This is a genomic window from Streptomyces sp. NPDC057099 (genome assembly GCF_042671245.1).
In the GTDB taxonomy this organism is placed as follows: domain Bacteria; phylum Actinomycetota; class Actinomycetes; order Streptomycetales; family Streptomycetaceae; genus Streptomyces; species Streptomyces purpurascens.
In genome coordinates this window covers 63517-80632 of the sequence record NZ_JBHUTX010000034.1, presented here as the reverse complement: position 1 = coordinate 80632, position 17116 = coordinate 63517, and the positions used below count along the sequence as shown (strand labels likewise).

Below are 17116 nucleotides of genomic sequence, written 5' to 3'. Positions count from 1 at the left end.
GCTCCTCGGATCCCGCCGCCGTTCCGCTCCGGGGCCCGGCACCCTTCGGCGAACCCCGAAGTGCCCACCGTCTACCGTGACCCCATGAACAGCACCTGGAACGCCGGACGCGGCGCCGGCGGCGGGATCGCGGCGTGACGCCCTGGGAGATGGCGGCCGTGTTCGCGGCCGGTACGGGCGCCGGTGCGGTCAACGCCGTCGTCGGCTCGGGAACGCTGATCACCTTCCCGGTGCTGCTCGCCACCGGACTGCCTCCGGTCACGGCGACCGTGTCCAACGGGCTCGGGCTGGTCCCCGGCTCGATCAGCGCGGTCATCGGCTATCGCGAGGAACTCCGGGGGCAGCGACGGCGCGTCCTCCTGCTCGGCATCGGTGCCGTGCTGGGCGGCCTCGTGGGCGCCGTGCTGCTGCTGACCCTGCCCGCCGCGGCCTTCGAACGGATCGTGCCGGCCCTGGTGGGCCTCGCCCTCGTCCTGGTCGCCTGCCAGCCCCTCATCGCCAGGCGCGTGCGCCGCCGCCGTCGCCGTACCGGCGCCCGCGCCCGCCCCGACGGCGGTCCGCTGCTGTTCACGGGACTGACGCTCGCCAGCGTCTACGGCGGCTACTTCTCGGCAGCGCAGGGCATCATCTATGTCTCCCTGATGGGCATGCTCCTCGACGAGACGCTCCAGCGCCTCAACGCCGTGAAGAACGTGCTCGCGGCCGTCGTCAACACCGTGGCCGCCCTGCTCTTCGTCTTCTTCGCGGAGTTCGACTGGACGGCCGTCGTCCTCATCGCCGCCGGGTCCGCGCTGGGCGGCCTGGTCGGAGCCAGGACGGGCCGCCGCTTCAGCCCCGCCGTCCTGCGGACCCTGATCGTGTCGGTCGGCACCCTCGCCCTCGTGCACCTGGTGCTCCACTGAGGGCGGCTCGCTACGGCGCCGGACGGGCGCCCGCCTCCTTCGATTCGCCCTCGGCGTCGATGTGGGGCATCACCCGGTCCAGCCAGCGCGGCGTCCACCACGCGTGCGCCCCGAGCAGCGTCATCACGGCCGGCACCATCAGCAGGCGCACCACACTGGCGTCGATGAGCACGCTGACGGCCAGCCCCAGCCCGAGCATCTTGACCACGATGTTGTCGCTGATGATGAACGCCGCGAACACACTCACCATGATCAGTGCGGCACTCGTGATGACCCGGGCCGTGATCTCCAGGGCGTGCGCCACCGACGCCTTGGCGTCCCCGGTACGCCGCCACGCCTCGTGGACGCGGGACAGCAGGAAGATCTCGTAGTCCATGCTGAGGCCGAAGATGATGGCGAACATCATCATCGGCACATAGCTCTCGATGGGCACCTTGCCGTGCACACCGAGCGCGGGCCCGCCCCAGCCCCACTGGAACACCGCGACGACCACGCCGTACGACGCGGCGATCGACAGCACGTTCAGGACGGCCGCCTTGACGGCGACGAGCAGCCCCCGGAACACCGCCAGGATGATCAGGAACGCCAGGCCCACCACGACGGCGATGATCACGGGCAGCTGGGCGGCGACGATGTCACGGAAGTCGACCTGGGTCGCCGTCGTACCGGTGACATACCCCTTGGCGTCCGTCCCCTGGACGACACCCGGCAGTGTGTCGTCGACGAGACGGTTGGTCAGGTCCGTGGTCGCGGCGTTCTGCGGGGACACGGTCGAGTAGACCGTGCCGACCAGGACGTCCCCGTCCTGGGTGGGCGTCAGGGGGGTGACGGCGGCGGCCCCTTGGACCGAGTCGAGTGCCGTCCGGGCCCGCGAGGCCAGATCGTCGCGCTGTGAGTCCGGTACGTCGCTCTGGTCGATGACGACGGTGAGCGGACCGTTGGACCCGGGCCCGAACGCGTCGGTCATCAGGTCGAACGCCCGCCGGTCGGTGAAGGAGGTCGGGTCGGCGCCGTCGCCGATGTGACCGAGCTGGATGGAGAACAACGGGATCGCGAGCACCGCGATCACGGCGACACCCCCCGACAGGAACGACAGCGGCCTGCGCTCCACCCGCTGCGCGTACCGGTGCCAGGTGCCCTGCGGCGTCTCACCCCCCTCGGCGTCGGTCTCGGCGACGGGGCGGCGCACGTGGTAGCGGTCGATGTGCCGGCCGATGAGGCCGAGCAGGGCCGGCACCAGGGTGAGCGCGCCGATGACGGCCGAGACGACGGTGACGGCGGCGGCGAGGCCGAGCAGGGAGATGAAGGAGACCCCGGACGCGGACAGGCCCGCCAGCGCGATGATCACCGTGCAGCCGGAGACGAGGACGGCGTGGCCGCTGGTGCTCGCGGCCTGCCCGGCGGCCCGCACCGGGTCCATGCCGTCGATGATGTTCTGCCGGTGACGAGTGATCATGAACAGGGCGTAGTCGATGCCGACACCCAGGCCGATCATGGTGGCGAGGGTCGGTGACACGGTCGCGAAGGTGAACGCGGCGGCCAGCAGCCCGAGGATGGCGAGACCTCCGACGACGCTGATCAGCGCGGTGAGCAGCGGAATGCCGGCGGCGATCACGCTGCCGAAGCCGACCAGCAGCACGACGATGGCGACACCGAACCCGATCAGCTCGCTCACCCGGTCGTCGGCGGGGGGCCTCGCGAGTTCGCCGAGCGGCCCGCCGTACTCGACCTCCGCCCCCGCCGAACGCAGCGGCTGTACGGCGGTGTCGACACCGTTCAGATACCCGGCGCCCAGGGTCGAGGGCTGCACATTGAAACGGACCGTGATGTACGCCGACTTCTTGTCGTCCGAGAGCGGCCCGACGTTCGGCTGCCCCGAGGGCGGGGCCGGGGCGGTCAGCGGGTTCTGGGCCGACAGGACGTGCGGGAGCTGCTCCAGGTCGGCGACCGTGGTGGACATCTGCGAGCTCAGCGCGGTCAGGTCCTGGCTGTCGTCGTGCAGCACGATCTGGCTGCTGTAGCCGCCGGCCTGCGGATCGTGCTCCTGCAGCACGTCCAGGCCCTTCTGGGCCTGCGCCTGGGGCAGGGAGAAGTTGTCGGAGTACTCGCCCCCGGACACATGGTTGACGACCTGGAGTGCCACCAGCGCCACGAGCCAGGCGCCGATGACGATCCCGAAGTGGCGTGCGCACCACTCGCCCAGCCGCCGCAGCAGACCCGCACGCGCGGCCTTCTTGTCCCCTTCACCGGTGCGGGAGTGCGGCATCTACGTGGCTCCTGTGTCGGCTGAGACATTGGGTGCCGTCCATTAGATGCGCGGGGGATCACTCCGGCATTTCCGGCGCGCGGGCGCCCTGCCACTCCGGGCGGGCGTTCCCCCGAAAGGTGGCCGCCGGGGCGGCGTTGCGGGCCCGCCCGCCGACGCGCCGGCGGGCCGAGGCCAGGTCCAGCGCCCCGGACCCCAGGGCGACGCCGAGGCCGACCAGCGCGCTGCCCGCCGCCTGGGCCAGTCCGTACGAGCCCGTGCCGACCAGCGGGGCGGTACCGGCCGCCGCGACCGGGATGAGGCCGGAGAACAGGGTGGCGCGTTCCGCGCCGATCCGCTGCATGCCCATGTACCAGCACACGAATCCGACCACCGTGACCACCACCGCCTGCCACAGCAGCGCGGCGGTCTCGGCGCCGTCCGGACGCCGCAGCCACCCGCCCCCGTCGACCAGCACACCGACCGCCGCCGACTCCAGCGCGGCGACCGCGCACACCGTGGCGGACAGCAACCGGGGCCCGAGCGGCCGCAGCACGGGTACGGCGAGCACGGCGAACCCGACCTCCCCCGCCAGGGCGCACACGGAGAAGGCGAGCCCCGCGCCGTCGGTGCGCCCCCAGCCCTGGACGGCGCAGGCGCCGACGGCCACGAGCAGCGCCCCGTACAGAACCGCCCGCCTGGGCCCGCGCCCGTCCAGGAGGGGTACGAGCACGGCGACGACCACCGGCGCACAGCCCACGAACACGCCGGGAACCGCCGGCTCCGCCGTGCGCTCCGCGGCGATGACGGCCAGGTTGAAGCCGACCATGCCGACCGCGGCGAGCAGGACGAGACGGGCCCACTGACGAGGTGTCAGCGCCCTCAGCCGGGAGGTCGACCCCTTCCCGGCCAGGGGCAGGAGCAGCAGACAGGCCAGTCCGTAGCGCAGGAACTGGCCGCCCGCGTACGGGTACTCGCCCAGGACGCTGTTGGCCGTGAAGGACGCTCCGACGAGGACGCAGGCGAACGCGGCGAGCAGGGCTCCCCGCGGGGCGGTGACGTTCATACCGGCGACGCTAGGCAGCGCGGCGGCCCGGTTCGAGGTCCACTCCGGTGCCGGCTTGGTGGACCAATCGGCCCCGGGCCGCCGCCCGAGGGTCAGCCGATGTGGTAGCTGTCGCCGTAGACCTTCCAGTCCAGCGGCGGGTCGAGGTCGAGGTTCCGCTTGCGCAGGAAGACGCGTTGCGCCGTGTCGACCCGGCTCGTGTCGCTGTGCGCCTCCTCCTGTCTCATGGCCCACACCCGCGCGTCCAGGAAGGCGTCGAGGTACGTCACCTCGTCACCGCCCGCCGTCGGCGGATTCGCCGTGCGCAGCGCACGCTTGCGGATGTTGCGGAAGCTCAGGGGGTCGGTGCCGTCGCCGTGCATGACGATGGCGTCGTAGTACGCGAACTGGCCCAGCACCCGCAGCCCGTCCGCCTTGCCCTGCCGGACCGCCGGGCCGAAGTACACCCGGTCGCGCTCGTCGTCCTGCGCCCGCCGGAACGCGGCGTCACGAGCCGCCCGGCGCCAGTCGCCGGGGAAGCCCGGGTCGAGCCCGTCGTGCGAGTCGGAACCGTCGACCTCGCGCAGCGCCGGCAGGTACTTCGCGAGGACGTTGCCGGGCTTGCGGTCGGTGTAGAGCTCGACGAGGTCGAGCATGTCGCCGGTGCCGGAGCAGAACCCGATGATGCCGGCGGTGTAGCCGCGGCCGTCGCGGATGTCCTCGATGTACTGGTACTGCGCCTTCCAGTCGAGCGAGGAGTTCTCCGCGCTCGACACCAGCTGCATGGCGATCTCCTTCTTCGCCGGGTCGTCGAGCCCGATCGCACGGACGGCGGCCGTGGCGTGCGGCGGTTTCAGGAACGGGGCGGCGGCGAGGGCGGCGCCGAACAACGCCAGAGCGGTGCGGCGCGGGGTCGGGTGTCTCACGGGGCCTCCAGACAGAGTGGGGGTGGGAGAGCTGGCCGTGCGGAACAGAACTGATAGGAAGGTTTCCTATCACTTTCCGTCCGTCCCGGGAACCGGCAGAGCCGAAGTTCGTAACGTCGGACGAGCCGACTGAGTACCGCCACGGGAACCAAGAGCCCGCCCCGCACGTCAACTCATTGCGCAGGGAGGCCGATCGGTCTCGGAGGCCGGCGAGAGAGGGGAATCGCGGTGGACGACGCGACGTCGCAGCAGGGGAGCGAGCCGGAGGCGGCGGCACGCCGGGCCCGCTTCGGCACACTGCCGGAGCCGGTGCGCGTGGAGGACATGGTCGAGGAACGAGCCGCGGGCGCCCCCGACCCCGCGCGCACCGACTACAACCAGGACGAGTGGCTCGTGCGCTACTGCCTGTGACGCGGCCCTACGAGCGGTTCTTCGCGCCCAGGTCGCGCAGCCACCGCACGACGTCGTCGGCGTCATGGGCGCGGGCGATGTCGAGCGGTGTCATGTCGTCGTAGCCGCACCAGTCGGCGTCGGCGCCGTGCGCGTGGAGATACCGCGCGGTGGCCAGATGCCCGCCGTGGCAGGCGCCCCAGAAGGCGCTGGTGATCTCGTCGGGCGAAGGGGACTCCCCGGCCTCGACACAGTCCCGCACCCGGTCCAGCAGACCGAGCGTGGCGGCGTCCTGGAGGGTGGTGCGGGCGCCGTGCTCGACGAGCCGCCGCGCGGCGCGCCACTGGCCGAACCCGCGGGCGTCGGCCAGCGGAGTGCCGCCGCCGATCACCGCCCCGGGGGCCTCGATGTCGGCCCCGGCGGCGATGAGCGCGTCCAGGACGGCCACGTCGTTGCTGCTGGCCGCCCAGTGCAGCGGCGTCTCCGTATGCGCACCGCCGAAGCGGGCGTCGGGATCGGCTCCCGCGGCGACCAGGGCGGCCACCACCTCGGGACCGTGCGGGAAGTGGCCGGGCCAGTCGGTCGCGATGTGCAGCAGACTGCGCGTGCCCCTGCCGTCCTCGCCGTGCTCGGTGATACGTGCCGTGGCCAGACCGGGATGGTCGGCGAGCAGCCGCCCGAGCCCCGGCAGATCGCCGGCCCGGATCGCTGCGGTGACGGCGACGGCCAGCGGATCCTGTGATGTCAGCGTCTGCGAGCCGGCCTCCCGATCGCCGTCCAGGGCCTCCGATTCTGTACGACGACGCCACCGCGCACCACGCTCCGTGCCTGTAGCACTCACCCGCGCGGTCATGCCCGACGACATGCCCACCGGCCCCGCGAGGCGTAGCGTCCGGATAAGAGCGGGAGGACTGCATGTCCGCGAGCAACGAGCCGCCCGGGGGCGCCGGATCGCTGGACGCCCTGGGGGTGGCCCTGGCCGACACCGTGCGCGGAACCGGAGCCTCGATCGGCGGCCTGTACCTGATCGAGGAGGCGGAGCCGGTGCTGCGCCTCGTCGCGTTGTGCGGCCTGCCGATCGCGTTCAGCGCCCCCTGGCAGCGGCTGCCCCTGACCGCACCGGTCCCGGTCGCCGACGCGATCCACGCCGACGCGCTGGTCAGCATCGAGAGCCAGGAGGAGATGGCCCGTCGTTACCCCCGGGCCGCCGCGGTCCTGCCCTACCCGTTCGCCCTGACCGCCGTCCCGCTGGCCGGCGTACGGCGCCGCTGGGGCGGCATCGTACTGATGTGGCCCGCCGTGCGGCCGCGCAGCATCACGCCACGCGAACGCGGCCACATCACCTCCAGCGCCCGCCGTATGGCCCGCCTGCTGGACGATGCCGCAGGGCCGCCCGCCCTGCCCGACCAGCCGCGCATCGTCCCCGTCGACGCCGCACACCACCCCGTGCAGACCGGCCTGGCCGCCGCCGACTACCTCGAACGTCTCCCCGAAGGCGCCCTGGCCCTCGATCTGGAGGGCCGCATCACCTTCGCCACCGCCACCGCGGCCCGCCTGCTCGGCTGCCGCGCCGACCAGTTGCTCGGCACCCGGCCCTGGCAGTCTCTGCACTGGCTGGACGACCCGGGCTACGAGGACCACTACCGCACGGCGGTCGTCAGCCGCACACCCGTGTCGTTCACCGCGCGCCGCCCGCCCGACCTGTGGCTCACCTTCCAGCTCTACCCGGACACCAGCGGCATCAGCGTCCGCGTCGCCCCGAGCGGAGAGCGGACCGAGGCCCCGTCACCGCCCGCCGCCGCGCGCAGCCCCGCGGCGGCACCGACGGGACGCCTCTACCAACTGGTGCACCTGGCCGCCGCGCTCGCCGAGGCGGTGACCGTGCGCGACCTCGTGGCGCTGAGCGCCCACCAGATCCTGCCCGCCTTCGGCGCCCAGGGCCTCGTGCTGTCCGTCGCCGAGGCCGGACGTCTGAAGATCACCGGCTACCACGGCTACACGGCCGACGTCATGGAACGGCTCGACGCCCTGTCGCTGGACACCGACCTCACCCCGGCCGGCCAGGTCCTCGCCAGCGGCACCCCCGCCTTCTTCGCCGGCCCGGCCGAGCTGGCCGCCAACTACCCCGGCGCCCCCCAGATCAGCGGCAAACAGGCCTGGGCCTTCCTGCCGCTGCGTATCTCCGGCCGTCCGGTGGGCTGCTGCATCCTGTCCTACGACCACCCGCACACCTTCACCGCCGACGAACGCGCCGTCCTGACGTCCCTGTCCGGCCTGATCGCCCAGGCCCTCGACCGCGCCCGGCTCTACGACGCCAAACACCGACTCGTGCACGAACTGCAGCGCGCCCTGCTGCCGAGGGCCCTGCCGAATCTCTCCGGACTAGACGTCGCCGCCCGCTACCTTCCCGCCGGCCACGGCATCGAGGTCGGCGGCGACTTCTTCGACCTGCTGCGCCTCGACGAGACGACCGCGGCCGCCGTCATCGGCGACGTGGAGGGCCACAGCATCGCCGCCGCCGCTCTCATGGGCCAGGTGCGCACCGCCATCCACGCCCACGCCACCGCGGGCGCCGCACCCGACGAGGTCCTCGTGCGCACCAACCGGCTCCTGGCCGACCTCGACTCCGAACTGCTCGTCTCCTGCCTCTACGCCCATCTCGACCTGGCCCGCCACCAGGTGGCCTTCGCCAGCGCGGGACACGTGCCGCCGCTGCTGCGTCACCTCAGCCGCCCCGCATCGGTCCTCGACGTCGACCCCGGCCCGCTGCTGGGCATCGACACCGGCGGCCACTACCCGGTCACCACCGCGCCCCTGCTCCCCGGCACCACCCTCGCCCTCTACACCGACGGCCTGGTCGAGCTCCCCGGCACGGACGCCACCCGGACCACATCCGACCTCGCCGGGCAGCTGGACGCCGCCGACGGCCACGACCTGGAACGGCTCATCGACCGGCTCGTCCGCCACACGACCCCCACCGGGCAGCACGCCGACGACATCGCGGTGCTCCTGCTGCGCGCGTACCGCCCCGAAGGCCACCGGGCCTGAGGCCGCTGCCCGAGGCGCTCCGGTCAGGCCCGGTCGGGCTCCGGGCGGACGTGCCGGGCGACATCGCGCAGCTTGATGTTGTGGTGCTGCGAGATACGCCGCAGCACGCCGAAGGCCTCGTCCTCGCTCAGCCGGTGGCGTTCCATGAGGATCCCCATGGCCTCTCCCACGGCGTGCCGGGTCTCCAGGGCGTGCTCCAGCTGGTCGACGGTACGGGCGGTGTCCAGCGCCACGGCGGCATGGGAGGCGAGCAGCCAGCCCGCGGCCTCGATGTCCTTGCCGAAGGCCCCCGGGCGGCGCGAGTAGAGGTTCAGCGCGCCGAAGTCCTCCTGCTCGGTGTAGAGCAGCACACCGGTCATGCTGCCGATCCCCAGATCGCGGGCCGCCTGCGAGAACCGCGGCCAGGACGGCTGCGGCGTGGTCATGTCGGCGATACGGAACAGCCGCTCGCCGTCCACACGGCGGGCGGCGTCGAAGCACGGCCCCTCGCGCAGCTCGCCCTGCAGCCGGTCGGACTCCTCGACCATGTCGCCGCACACGGCCAGCGTCACGGCCCGGCCCTTGGACACCGTCAGGATGCCCGCCGCGTCACAGCCCTCGACGAGCTTCACCGCCGAAGCGGCGATCTCGTCCAGCGTCGCCTGCACCGAATCCTGAGCCACCAGGTCCCGGGCGAGTTGCGCCATCTGCTCGGCGTACCGCTGCCACTCCACCGCCACCACCGCCTCGCTCACCGGTCCCGACCACCGTACTCCGGGCCACACCGCCCGTCCGAGCGGCCCGAGCAGCCCCACCCGCCGGGCCGGCCTGCGACCCGCCGGAACCCGCCGGGTCCGGATGCGGTCTGGGTGTGCTGGTGCTGGTGCTGGTGCTGGTGCTGGTGCTGGTGCTGGTGCCGGTGCCGGTGCCGGTGTCCGTCGCGCGGGGTGCGGTTGTATCCATCGGCCTGGAAATGCCGCTGCCGGTCGAGCCGTATGCGGCGGTGCTCACCGGCCCCGGGATGAGCCGGAGGCCGCCGGGTCCGTCGGCGCAGCCGTGACGATCCCGGGCACCCCCTGCCCGTCAGCGATAGGCCGTCAGCAGGAGGGCCACGTCGTCCGGTCGTTCGGGCGCGCGCCGGGCCGTTCTCACCAGGCGGTCGGCGAGATGCTCCACCGAGTCCGCCGGGGTGTCGGCCAGCGCGCGGCGGACCTCCTCGATGCCTGTCTCGATGTCGCTGCCGGGCTGCTCCACGAGCCCGTCGGTGTACAGGGCGAGGACGCTGCCGGGCGCCAGCGTGAGCGCGGTGACGGGATAGACCGAGTCGGGCTGCACACCCAGCATGACCCCGCCCACCAGGTCCAGCGGCTCGGCGTGCCCGTCGGGGTGGCGCAGCAGCGGCGGGGGATGGCCGGCCCGCACGGCGAGCGCGCGCCCGGTACGCGGGTCGAGTTCGATGTAGCAGCAGGTGGCGAAGGCGTCCGACTCCAGCTCGGCCAGCAGCCGGTTGGTATGGGTGATGACCTCCTGCGGCGGCCGCTCGCTCGCGGCGAAGGCGTGCACCGCACTGCGCAGCTGGCCCATCACCGCGGCGGCGCCGACACTGTGGCCTTCGACGTCCCCGATCACCAGGGCCACACCACGCCCCGTCGTGATCACGTCGTACCAGTCGCCGCCGATGGCCATGCCCTGCGTGCCGGGCAGATAGCGGCCGGCCGTGCGCAGCCCCTCGACGGCGGGCAGCCGGTGCGGCAGCAGCCCTTCCTGGAGGCCGCGGGCGACTGCGGACTCCGAGTCGTAGAGCCGCGCCCGTTCCATGGCCTGGGCGGCCAGCCCGCTCAGCGCGGTGAGGGCGGAGCGCTCGTCGGGGGTGAACCGGTGCGGGGCGTCCCAGCCGAGGATGCAGGAGCCGACGGGATGACCGGAGGCGATCAGCGGCAGGAACGACCAGGCGTGCATCCGGTCCAGGGCGATGCCCGGGTAGGCGATCGAGAGGTCCTCGGGCGACTCGAAGAAGAGCGGCAGCCGCGTGGTCAGGGCGTGGACGCCGGGCAGTTGCGTGTCGAGGGCGACCCCCTCGAACTGGGTGAGGAAGCCCTCCGGATAGCCCGACTCCCACTGCAGGTACATCCGGCCCTCGCGGACGGTGTACAGGGCGAGTTCCCGCGCGCCGAACGCGGGCAGCAACTGCTCGGACACGGCCCGGCACACGTCCTGCACGGTGACCGCCTCGGTGAGCACGCTCGCCATCTGCACCACGTGGTACAGCGCCCCGGCCCGCGCCCCCGCGACCGGCCCGGACGGCGGCGCCACGGCCGCGGCGCCCGGCACGGGACCGCCGGACGACCCGGCCTCGCGCGCCGCCTCGCCTCCGGTGGGCGGGACGGTCGGATGGACCCGGCCGGTCAGCCCGTGCACATCCGGGTACAGCACGAAGCTCAGCCAGCTCCCGGTGGGCTGCCGCACGAGGAAGGACACCTGTTCCTGCGACAGCATCGCCGCCCGGTAGCGGTCCTCGTACGAGGGGTCCCGGAGCCAGGTGATCACCTCCCACGGATAGCGGCCCAGGAGCTCTTCCCGGCCGGCGCCGAGCAGTTCCTCGCAGCGGCGGTTGGCGTACGTCAGACGGCCGTCCTGGTCCAGGGAGAACAGCCCGTCGGGCAGCCGCTCCGCGGCCTCGGCCGCGGTGAGCCCGCCGGCCGCGTCGACGAGGGCGCCCACCAGGATCCCGGCGGAGCCGGTGCCGTCGCGCACGAGATGGCCCCACAGTTCGACGGGCCGGTAGCTGATCTCCCCGCCGCCGACGGACTCGTCCCTGACCCGGAAGTGACGGGATCTGACCCGGCCGTGCGTCAGCGCGTCCTGCCGGCTCGCCCGCAGTTCGTGCAGGTCGTCCGGGCTGACGCGGGCCTCGACGGCCGCCATGGTGCCGTCGAAGTCCGCCCCGGCGATGCCGAGGAGCGCGAGAGCCTCGTCGTCCGGCGTGCACCGGTCGCTGTCCAGGTCCCAGTCGAGAAGCCCGACCCGCACGGGGCGCACGGCGGCCGTGGGCAGCCGCACGCTGACGGGTTCGTCGTCGTACTCGACCCGGTACGCGCCCGAGCCGGACCGGCCGGTGGTGAGACGGCCGAGGCGCTCCTCCATGTCCCGCTCGGCGGGGCGCAGCGCGACCTCCACGGCATCGAGGTCCATCGGCGAGCGGGCGGCCGAGCGCAGCACGACCAGCACGCCCACGGCCTCCCCGTCGGCCCGGACGGGCTGGTGGGCGGAGCCGAAGGAGTACGGCAGCCCGGCGGTGAAGTGCGGGAAGCGCACCATGGCGACGCGCTCGTCCGGCAGCCACAGGGTCTCGTCGCGCCGGTAGGCCTCGGCCATGGGCAGGGCGCCGCTCATGGGCACCCGCCACCACGCCCTGAGCAGCGACCGGGGCACTCCGGTCACCAGGGCCAGCACCAGCGAGCGCCGGTCGCGGGAGCGCAGGTAGACAAGACCGCCGTACCCCCCGAGGTCCCGTACGGCCGCGATCAGCGGAGCGGTGAGGGCATCCTCGATCCCGCCGGGTGCCCGCGGCCCGTCCGGTACGGCGGCTGCCTCATCCATCTCGGGTCCTCCCGGTACGGACGCACCGGACACCAATCGCTCCCATCAGGATGTGCCATGGTCTGCACTCCGGCGCGGCAAGTGCAACCTTTCGGTCGTCACGGCCGTCTCACCCGATATCAGCCACAGGCAAGCCTCGGGGGCAAGAAATGGTACGAATCGGAACAGTATGCGCGACTCTCGCGCTCGTGGGCGCCACGGTGGGTGTCGCGGCGGTCCCGGCCGGCGCGGCTCCGGCCACCACCCGGCAGGCGGCCCGGGCCGCGGCGTGCCCGACCGGCTGGGGAAGTATCGCCAAGACCGACACCAGCGCCACGATCTCGCCGGTGAAGGACATCAGAACCGGCCGTCACGCATGCTTCGACCGGATGGTCATCGACCTGCCCGGCGCGGGCGGCGACGTCGGCTACTCCGTCCGCTATGTCGACCGGCTCCACCAGGACGGATCGGGCCGCCACATTCCCGTGACCGGCGGAGCCGTCCTCGAGGTGCGGGTGGCCGCGCCCGCCTACGACCCGGAGACCGGCGCCGCCACGTATCCCGGCCGGGTGGCGCGTCCGCTGCCGGGCGTGGACCTCACCGGCTACCGCACCTTCCGGGACACCCGCTTCGCCGGCAGCTTCGAGGGGGAGACCCAGGTCGGACTCGGCCTCCGCGCCCGGCTGCCCTTCCGGGTGCTGCAGCTGGACGACCGCATCATCGTGGACGTCGCCCACAGCTGGACCGCCACCAGGTGACGGGACTGCGCGCCCGGTTCTCCGGAGCCGGGCGCGCGGATCCAGGCGATCCGCGGGGAGGCGGCAGGGCAAGCGCCTCGACGGTGATGCGTCCGCGCGGTCCGCGCCCGCCAGGGCCCCCGCGCCCACCCGGCGGGACCCTTCTCACCGGCCGCGCACGCGCCCCAGTTCCGCGAGGGTCCGTGCCGCGGCGCCGGCCAGGCGGGGCCGGTTGCGTACGAAGCGGCGCGCGGCCCGGGCGGGCTCCCGGCCCAGCCAGTGGACGGCTCCGCCCGGCACCGGCCGTACCACCGCCCCTTCGTACACCCGCAGGTCACGGGTCTTGAGCGACTCCTTGTAGCGGGCGGGGCCACTCCCCAGGTCGACGGTCTCGACACCGTCGGCCGCCGCGGCCTCCAGCATCCTGAGCTGCAGCACGAGACCGGGGGAGTACTTGGCGTAGGCGCGGTCGTACGCCGGGAACCACCAGGACAGCACCGTGCGCGAGCGCAACCCGAAGTGCGCGGCCACGGGCCGGTCCGCGGCGTAGAGCACGGACAGCACACCACGGCACTCCGGTTCCTCGCTCTCCCCGAGCAGCGTCACCAGCCGGGTGATCCACTCCTGCGCGAACCGGTCGCGCCGGCCGGTCCGCCGGTACTGCGCCGACTTCCAGTCCATCAACGCCCGCAGAGCGTCCGGGTCCCGGGCGTCGTACACGAACCGCACCTCGCCGACCTGCCGGGCCAGCTTGCGCTCCTTGGCCAGGGTCTGTCTGAGGAAGCTCGGCGACTTCGCCCGCAGCCGCTCCGTGTACCGCTCGAAGCCCTCGCCGATGTCGACGACCGGGGAGGCGAGCTCCTCGGCCGCGTGCGGCACGAACAGCCCCTGGCCGGCTTCGAGGTTGTCGAACTCCCAGGACGACAGCGCGCAGGACCGCAGCAGTCCGCGGGCGTCGAGCCGGATCCCGGGCCGCAGCACGGCCCCCTGACTGTCGGACACTCCGAGCCCGATGGCCCGGCCCTGTCCCAGGGGTCCCCTCTCGTACGGGAAGAACCCGACCGGGGAGTCGTCGTCGAGCAGCACCGCCACTCTCGCTCCCGGCCTGACCTGCCCCACCAGGGTGGTGAACGCCGGGTCGAGAAAGGGATTCGCGGGGGCCGCGGACTCCGTCCGTATCTCCCGCCACATCTTCTGGTCGTTCGGGCCCAGTTCGTCCGGCCTCAGAACGAGAACACGCTTTCCAGGCAACTCTGCCTCCTGTGTCATCGGCATGGGGACACACGAAGGCCTGTACATCGCCGCGAATCGGCACCAGACAGTACTCAGGCCGCACGGCGCAGGCCCTTGTCGGTACTGCCGTCTCTCAGCAGCGGAACGTCTGCAGCTCAATGGCGTTCGGGGCGGATCCGACCGTCCCCGCGCACCGGCTCGTCCCCGCCGCCCGGATGTCCGTACCGCCCCGGTCCACCACCGGCGCCCCGGTCACCACCGGGTTCGCCCCGCCCGCGCCCGCGGCCCTCGGGGTCCGTGCCGCCAGGTGCCGGAGCGTCGGCTCCTCCTCGCACGGACAGGACTCCCCGGCTCCTTCGGCCCCGGGCGTCGAGGCCGCACCGGTTGCCCGCGTCTCCACGGCTGCCGTGACCTCGGCCCCCGCCGTGCGCTCACCGCGCGTGAGCCCCGGGACGGCGAGCTGCAGCAACAGCAGGCAGGCCACCAGGCCCACCACCGCTGCCCATCGTCGCCGCACCATCAGACCCCCCGACACGGCCGCTGCGCCTACCAGTAGGCCGAGCGCATCTCGCCCGCGTCAAGCCCTTGTGGGCCGATTCGCCCCGCTCGGCCAGTTGCTGCCGAAATCCAACGGAAAGCGCTGCCGCCGGTCTTGCGGGAACGGGTCAGCCGCTGCCGCCGGGCAGGCTCAGCACCTCGCCCGCCTTCGGCGCCCGGATGTCGAGGGGCTCGTCGAAGGCGCTGAACGAGGTGGTGGTGTGCTGCGCACCGTTCTTGTAGACCGTCTTGAGGAGGTAGGGCTCGCCTTCCTCGGCCACGTAAAAGGTGTACGTCCCCTTCTTGTCCGCCTTGTCTGTCACGATCAGCTCGACGGCCTTCGTGCCCTCGACCCGGGTGGATCCGCCCTTCTTCGCCGTGCCGAACGACTCGAAGGGCCGTTCGCACGAGGTGAGACCGTCACCCGAACCGGCCGGGTCCACCGGCGTCTTCACCCACAGCTTCTGCCCGCCCGTGGCACCCGGGATCTTCTTCCACTCCTGCAGGTAGGCCCGGTTCGGCCGGACGTAGTCCGTCTTGCCCAGCCGGATCTGTTCCAGGGCGGCGCCTCCGGTCATCTCGGTCTTCGACCTGCACCGGCTGTCCAGGTCGGTCACGAGACGACTGGTGACGGTGGCGCCGCTCGTCGTGCGGTTGGTGATGTCGACGGTGACGGAGTCCAGCTTCCGCATCGTCGCGTTGGCCTCGTCGAGGAGGTCGCCCGCGGACTTGTCCTCGCCGGTGCCGCCGGAGCCGCACCCGGCGAGTGCGGCGCCCGCCAGCAGGCACGCGAGCGCGGTCGTCGTCACGGTAGCCATGGCCCGCACGGAGCCCCCCAGATGTTCGTGTCGGCCGATGATCAGCACGGGAGCCTACCTGTCCGCCGGTGCGTGCGGTGGACAGTCCGGGTTCAGGCTCCGGAACCGGACTCCCGGACCAACTCGATCGCCCGGCCAAGGGTGTCGAGCCGGTCGTCCAGGGTCTCGCCGGCCGGATAGAGACGGACCGTGTTCACACCGGCGTCCCGCCAGACCCGCAGCCGTCGCCGCACCATCTCCTCGGTGCCGATGAGCGTGGTGGCCAGCACCATCTCGTCGGTGACGAGACCCGCCGCACCGTCCCGGTCGCCCGCCTGCCAGCGTTCCCGCACCTCCGCCGCGACCTCGGCCCAGCCCTGACGGCCGTAGGCCTTGTTGTAGAAGTTGGTCGACGCGGAACCCATGCCGCCCAGGCTGAAGGCGAGTTCCTTCCTCCGGCTCGCGATCATGTCGCCGAGCGCCTCCTCGTCCCGGGCGAACGCGACCTCGGCCCCCTGGCAGACGTCGAACCCGGCGCGTCCGCGGCCGGCGGCGGCCAGTCCCTCGTCCAGCGGAGCGAAGTAGGCGTCCGCCGCGCCCTCCGGTACGAAGCTGGTGCCGAGCCAGCCGTCCGCGACCTGGCCGGTCAGCCGCAGCATCGCGGGCGAGAGCGCGGCCAGGTAGACGGGGACGGGGTGCTCGGCCCGCATCGACAGGCGCATCGGCACCGCATCCCCGCCGGGCAGCGGAATCCTGAACTCCGAGCCCGAATGGGAGATCTTGCCGCCCGCGACCACTTGGCGCACGATCTCCACCGTCTCGCGTGTCCGGGCCAGCGGACGGGCGAACGGCACTCCGTGCAGGCCCTCCATCACCTGCGGTCCGGAGGGGCCCAGCCCCAGCAGGAAGCGCCCGCCGGAGAGATTGGACAGGGTGATCGCCGCCTGGGCGAGGGCCACCGGCGTGCGCGTGCCGACCTGCATGACCGCGGAGCCCAGCAGCATCCGCTCCGTACGGGCCGCGTAGAAGCCCAGGGCGGACGGGGCGTCCGACCCCCACGCCTCGGCCACCCAGCAGACGTCGAGCCCCAGTTTCTCCGCCTCTACGACGAAGTCGGCCTGCCGGGACCAGGAACCGAGGGCCGCCGCCTCGACGGTCGTCGCCGTGCGCATCACGCCTCCGCCCGCTGCCTGATGTGCTCCAGCGTGGCGGTCATGCCTTCCTCGAACTCCCGCAGTCTCACGAACACGATCTTCTGCTCCTTCTCCGGCATGGCGTCGATCGCGAAGGAGAGGCCGGAACGCCCCGGCCCCATCCGCATCCACTGCGACAGCTCGGTCCCGCCGTCCCTGGGCCGGAGCCCGAACCGCCAGACGGCACTGGGCTCGGCCGGATCCCCGACCGCCCAGGCGAACAGCCGCTCCGGGTCACAGGCGACGACCGTGGAGGTCGTCTCCCACTCACCGAGCGACTCGTGCCTGCTCCGGCCGGTGAAGCGCGCCCCGACGGCCGGACCGGCGGCTCCGTCGGCCCACCCCGCCCACTGCAACTCCTCACTCAGATCCGGCATCCGCGTCACATCCGACACCAGCGCCCACACTCTCCCCGGCGGAGCCGCGATCCAGGTCGTCACCTCGACCGTCGGTTGATCCGCGTACCGCGCGCCCGTCCACTCCATCTCGTGCCGGCCTCCTTGTC

General features: G+C 72.9%; 16 protein-coding genes. 5 read left to right on the top strand and 11 right to left on the bottom strand.

Features of this window, described 5'->3' with window-relative positions; translation table 11 throughout:
* Positions 1-134 precede the first annotated feature (134 nt).
* Positions 135-902 (top strand): sulfite exporter TauE/SafE family protein, encoded by a 768-nt coding sequence (locus ACFT4A_RS30710; RefSeq protein ID WP_382836388.1) that lies wholly within the window; start codon positions 135-137, stop codon positions 900-902.
* A 10-nt stretch (positions 903-912) separates the two neighbouring features.
* Here the strand turns inward: ACFT4A_RS30710 and ACFT4A_RS30705 are convergent, their stop codons facing one another.
* The 3 genes from ACFT4A_RS30705 to ACFT4A_RS30695 all read right to left on the bottom strand — a co-directional run bounded on the left by ACFT4A_RS30705 (position 913) and on the right by ACFT4A_RS30695 (position 5118).
* Entirely contained in the window at positions 913-3168 is a 2256-nt protein-coding gene (locus ACFT4A_RS30705; protein ID WP_382836385.1) for an MMPL family transporter, read from the bottom strand.
* A 58-nt stretch (positions 3169-3226) separates the two neighbouring features.
* A complete protein-coding gene (locus ACFT4A_RS30700; protein WP_382836382.1) occupies positions 3227-4213 on the bottom strand; it encodes an EamA family transporter in 987 nt (328 codons plus the stop codon).
* Positions 4214-4305: 92 nt separating this feature from the next.
* The gene (locus tag ACFT4A_RS30695; RefSeq protein WP_382836379.1) at positions 4306-5118 is read right to left on the bottom strand and encodes a chitosanase; all 813 of its coding nucleotides are present in this window, start codon (positions 5116-5118) and stop codon (positions 4306-4308) included.
* A 228-nt stretch (positions 5119-5346) separates the two neighbouring features.
* Between ACFT4A_RS30695 and ACFT4A_RS30690 the strand changes: the two genes are divergently transcribed.
* A complete protein-coding gene (locus tag ACFT4A_RS30690) occupies positions 5347-5529 on the top strand; it encodes a hypothetical protein (RefSeq protein ID WP_382836376.1) in 183 nt (60 codons plus the stop codon).
* A 7-nt stretch (positions 5530-5536) separates the two neighbouring features.
* Here the strand turns inward: ACFT4A_RS30690 and ACFT4A_RS30685 are convergent, their stop codons facing one another.
* The gene (locus ACFT4A_RS30685; protein WP_382836373.1) at positions 5537-6349 is read right to left on the bottom strand and encodes an ankyrin repeat domain-containing protein; all 813 of its coding nucleotides are present in this window, start codon (positions 6347-6349) and stop codon (positions 5537-5539) included.
* Positions 6350-6423: 74 nt separating this feature from the next.
* Between ACFT4A_RS30685 and ACFT4A_RS30680 the strand changes: the two genes are divergently transcribed.
* A complete protein-coding gene (locus ACFT4A_RS30680; RefSeq protein WP_382836370.1) occupies positions 6424-8556 on the top strand; it encodes a SpoIIE family protein phosphatase in 2133 nt (710 codons plus the stop codon).
* Between the two features lie 23 nt (positions 8557-8579).
* Here the strand turns inward: ACFT4A_RS30680 and ACFT4A_RS30675 are convergent, their stop codons facing one another.
* A complete protein-coding gene (locus ACFT4A_RS30675; protein WP_382836400.1) occupies positions 8580-9242 on the bottom strand; it encodes an ANTAR domain-containing protein in 663 nt (220 codons plus the stop codon).
* A gap of 164 nt (positions 9243-9406) precedes the next feature.
* Here ACFT4A_RS30675 and ACFT4A_RS30670 point away from each other — a divergent pair, with 164 nt between their 5' ends.
* On the top strand, positions 9407-9595 hold the full coding sequence (locus tag ACFT4A_RS30670; protein WP_382836367.1) for a hypothetical protein: 189 nt from the start codon (positions 9407-9409) through the stop codon (positions 9593-9595).
* 23 nt (positions 9596-9618) lie between these two features.
* Here ACFT4A_RS30670 and ACFT4A_RS30665 read toward each other — a convergent pair whose 3' ends face one another.
* Positions 9619-12135 carry a SpoIIE family protein phosphatase gene (locus ACFT4A_RS30665; protein ID WP_382836364.1) on the bottom strand — a complete coding sequence of 839 codons (2517 nt, stop codon included), beginning with the start codon at positions 12133-12135 and terminating at the stop codon, positions 9619-9621.
* Between the two features lie 149 nt (positions 12136-12284).
* Between ACFT4A_RS30665 and ACFT4A_RS30660 the strand changes: the two genes are divergently transcribed.
* Positions 12285-12872: a hypothetical protein gene (locus ACFT4A_RS30660; protein ID WP_382836362.1), complete on the top strand. Its 588-nt coding sequence runs from the start codon at positions 12285-12287 to the stop codon at positions 12870-12872.
* Between the two features lie 144 nt (positions 12873-13016).
* Here the strand turns inward: ACFT4A_RS30660 and ACFT4A_RS30655 are convergent, their stop codons facing one another.
* The 5 genes from ACFT4A_RS30655 to ACFT4A_RS30635 form a co-directional block, all read right to left on the bottom strand.
* On the bottom strand, positions 13017-14120 hold the full coding sequence (locus ACFT4A_RS30655; protein WP_382836397.1) for a GNAT family N-acetyltransferase: 1104 nt from the start codon (positions 14118-14120) through the stop codon (positions 13017-13019).
* A 97-nt stretch (positions 14121-14217) separates the two neighbouring features.
* Positions 14218-14604, bottom strand: coding sequence for a hypothetical protein (locus ACFT4A_RS30650; protein WP_382836359.1), 387 nt, complete (start codon positions 14602-14604; stop codon positions 14218-14220).
* A gap of 145 nt (positions 14605-14749) precedes the next feature.
* Positions 14750-15439, bottom strand: coding sequence for a hypothetical protein (locus tag ACFT4A_RS30645; RefSeq protein ID WP_382836356.1), 690 nt, complete (start codon positions 15437-15439; stop codon positions 14750-14752).
* Positions 15440-15531: 92 nt separating this feature from the next.
* The gene (locus ACFT4A_RS30640; protein ID WP_382836353.1) at positions 15532-16590 is read right to left on the bottom strand and encodes an LLM class flavin-dependent oxidoreductase; all 1059 of its coding nucleotides are present in this window, start codon (positions 16588-16590) and stop codon (positions 15532-15534) included.
* Positions 16590-17096, bottom strand: coding sequence for an SRPBCC family protein (locus tag ACFT4A_RS30635; RefSeq protein ID WP_382836351.1), 507 nt, complete (start codon positions 17094-17096; stop codon positions 16590-16592). Before ACFT4A_RS30635 ends, ACFT4A_RS30640 begins: the two co-directional genes overlap by 1 nt.
* Between the last annotated feature and the right edge of the window lie 20 nt (positions 17097-17116).

What these genes read in the sequence shown, in the direction of transcription:
- ACFT4A_RS30650 (WP_382836359.1), bottom strand. Translation starts at nt 14,604, where the DNA reads ATGGTGCGGCGACGATGGGCAGCGGTGGTGGGCCTGGTGGCCTGCCTG.
- ACFT4A_RS30640 (WP_382836353.1), bottom strand. Translation starts at nt 16,590, where the DNA reads ATGCGCACGGCGACGACCGTCGAGGCGGCGGCCCTCGGTTCCTGGTCC.
- ACFT4A_RS30645 (WP_382836356.1), bottom strand. Translation starts at nt 15,439, where the DNA reads ATGGCTACCGTGACGACGACCGCGCTCGCGTGCCTGCTGGCGGGCGCC.
- ACFT4A_RS30680 (WP_382836370.1), top strand. Translation starts at nt 6,424, where the DNA reads ATGTCCGCGAGCAACGAGCCGCCCGGGGGCGCCGGATCGCTGGACGCC.
- ACFT4A_RS30660 (WP_382836362.1), top strand. Translation starts at nt 12,285, where the DNA reads ATGGTACGAATCGGAACAGTATGCGCGACTCTCGCGCTCGTGGGCGCC.
- ACFT4A_RS30655 (WP_382836397.1), bottom strand. Translation starts at nt 14,120, where the DNA reads ATGACACAGGAGGCAGAGTTGCCTGGAAAGCGTGTTCTCGTTCTGAGG.
- ACFT4A_RS30665 (WP_382836364.1), bottom strand. Translation starts at nt 12,135, where the DNA reads ATGGATGAGGCAGCCGCCGTACCGGACGGGCCGCGGGCACCCGGCGGG.
- ACFT4A_RS30675 (WP_382836400.1), bottom strand. Translation starts at nt 9,242, where the DNA reads ATGGCGCAACTCGCCCGGGACCTGGTGGCTCAGGATTCGGTGCAGGCG.
- ACFT4A_RS30705 (WP_382836385.1), bottom strand. Translation starts at nt 3,168, where the DNA reads ATGCCGCACTCCCGCACCGGTGAAGGGGACAAGAAGGCCGCGCGTGCG.
- ACFT4A_RS30700 (WP_382836382.1), bottom strand. Translation starts at nt 4,213, where the DNA reads ATGAACGTCACCGCCCCGCGGGGAGCCCTGCTCGCCGCGTTCGCCTGC.
- ACFT4A_RS30635 (WP_382836351.1), bottom strand. Translation starts at nt 17,096, where the DNA reads ATGGAGTGGACGGGCGCGCGGTACGCGGATCAACCGACGGTCGAGGTG.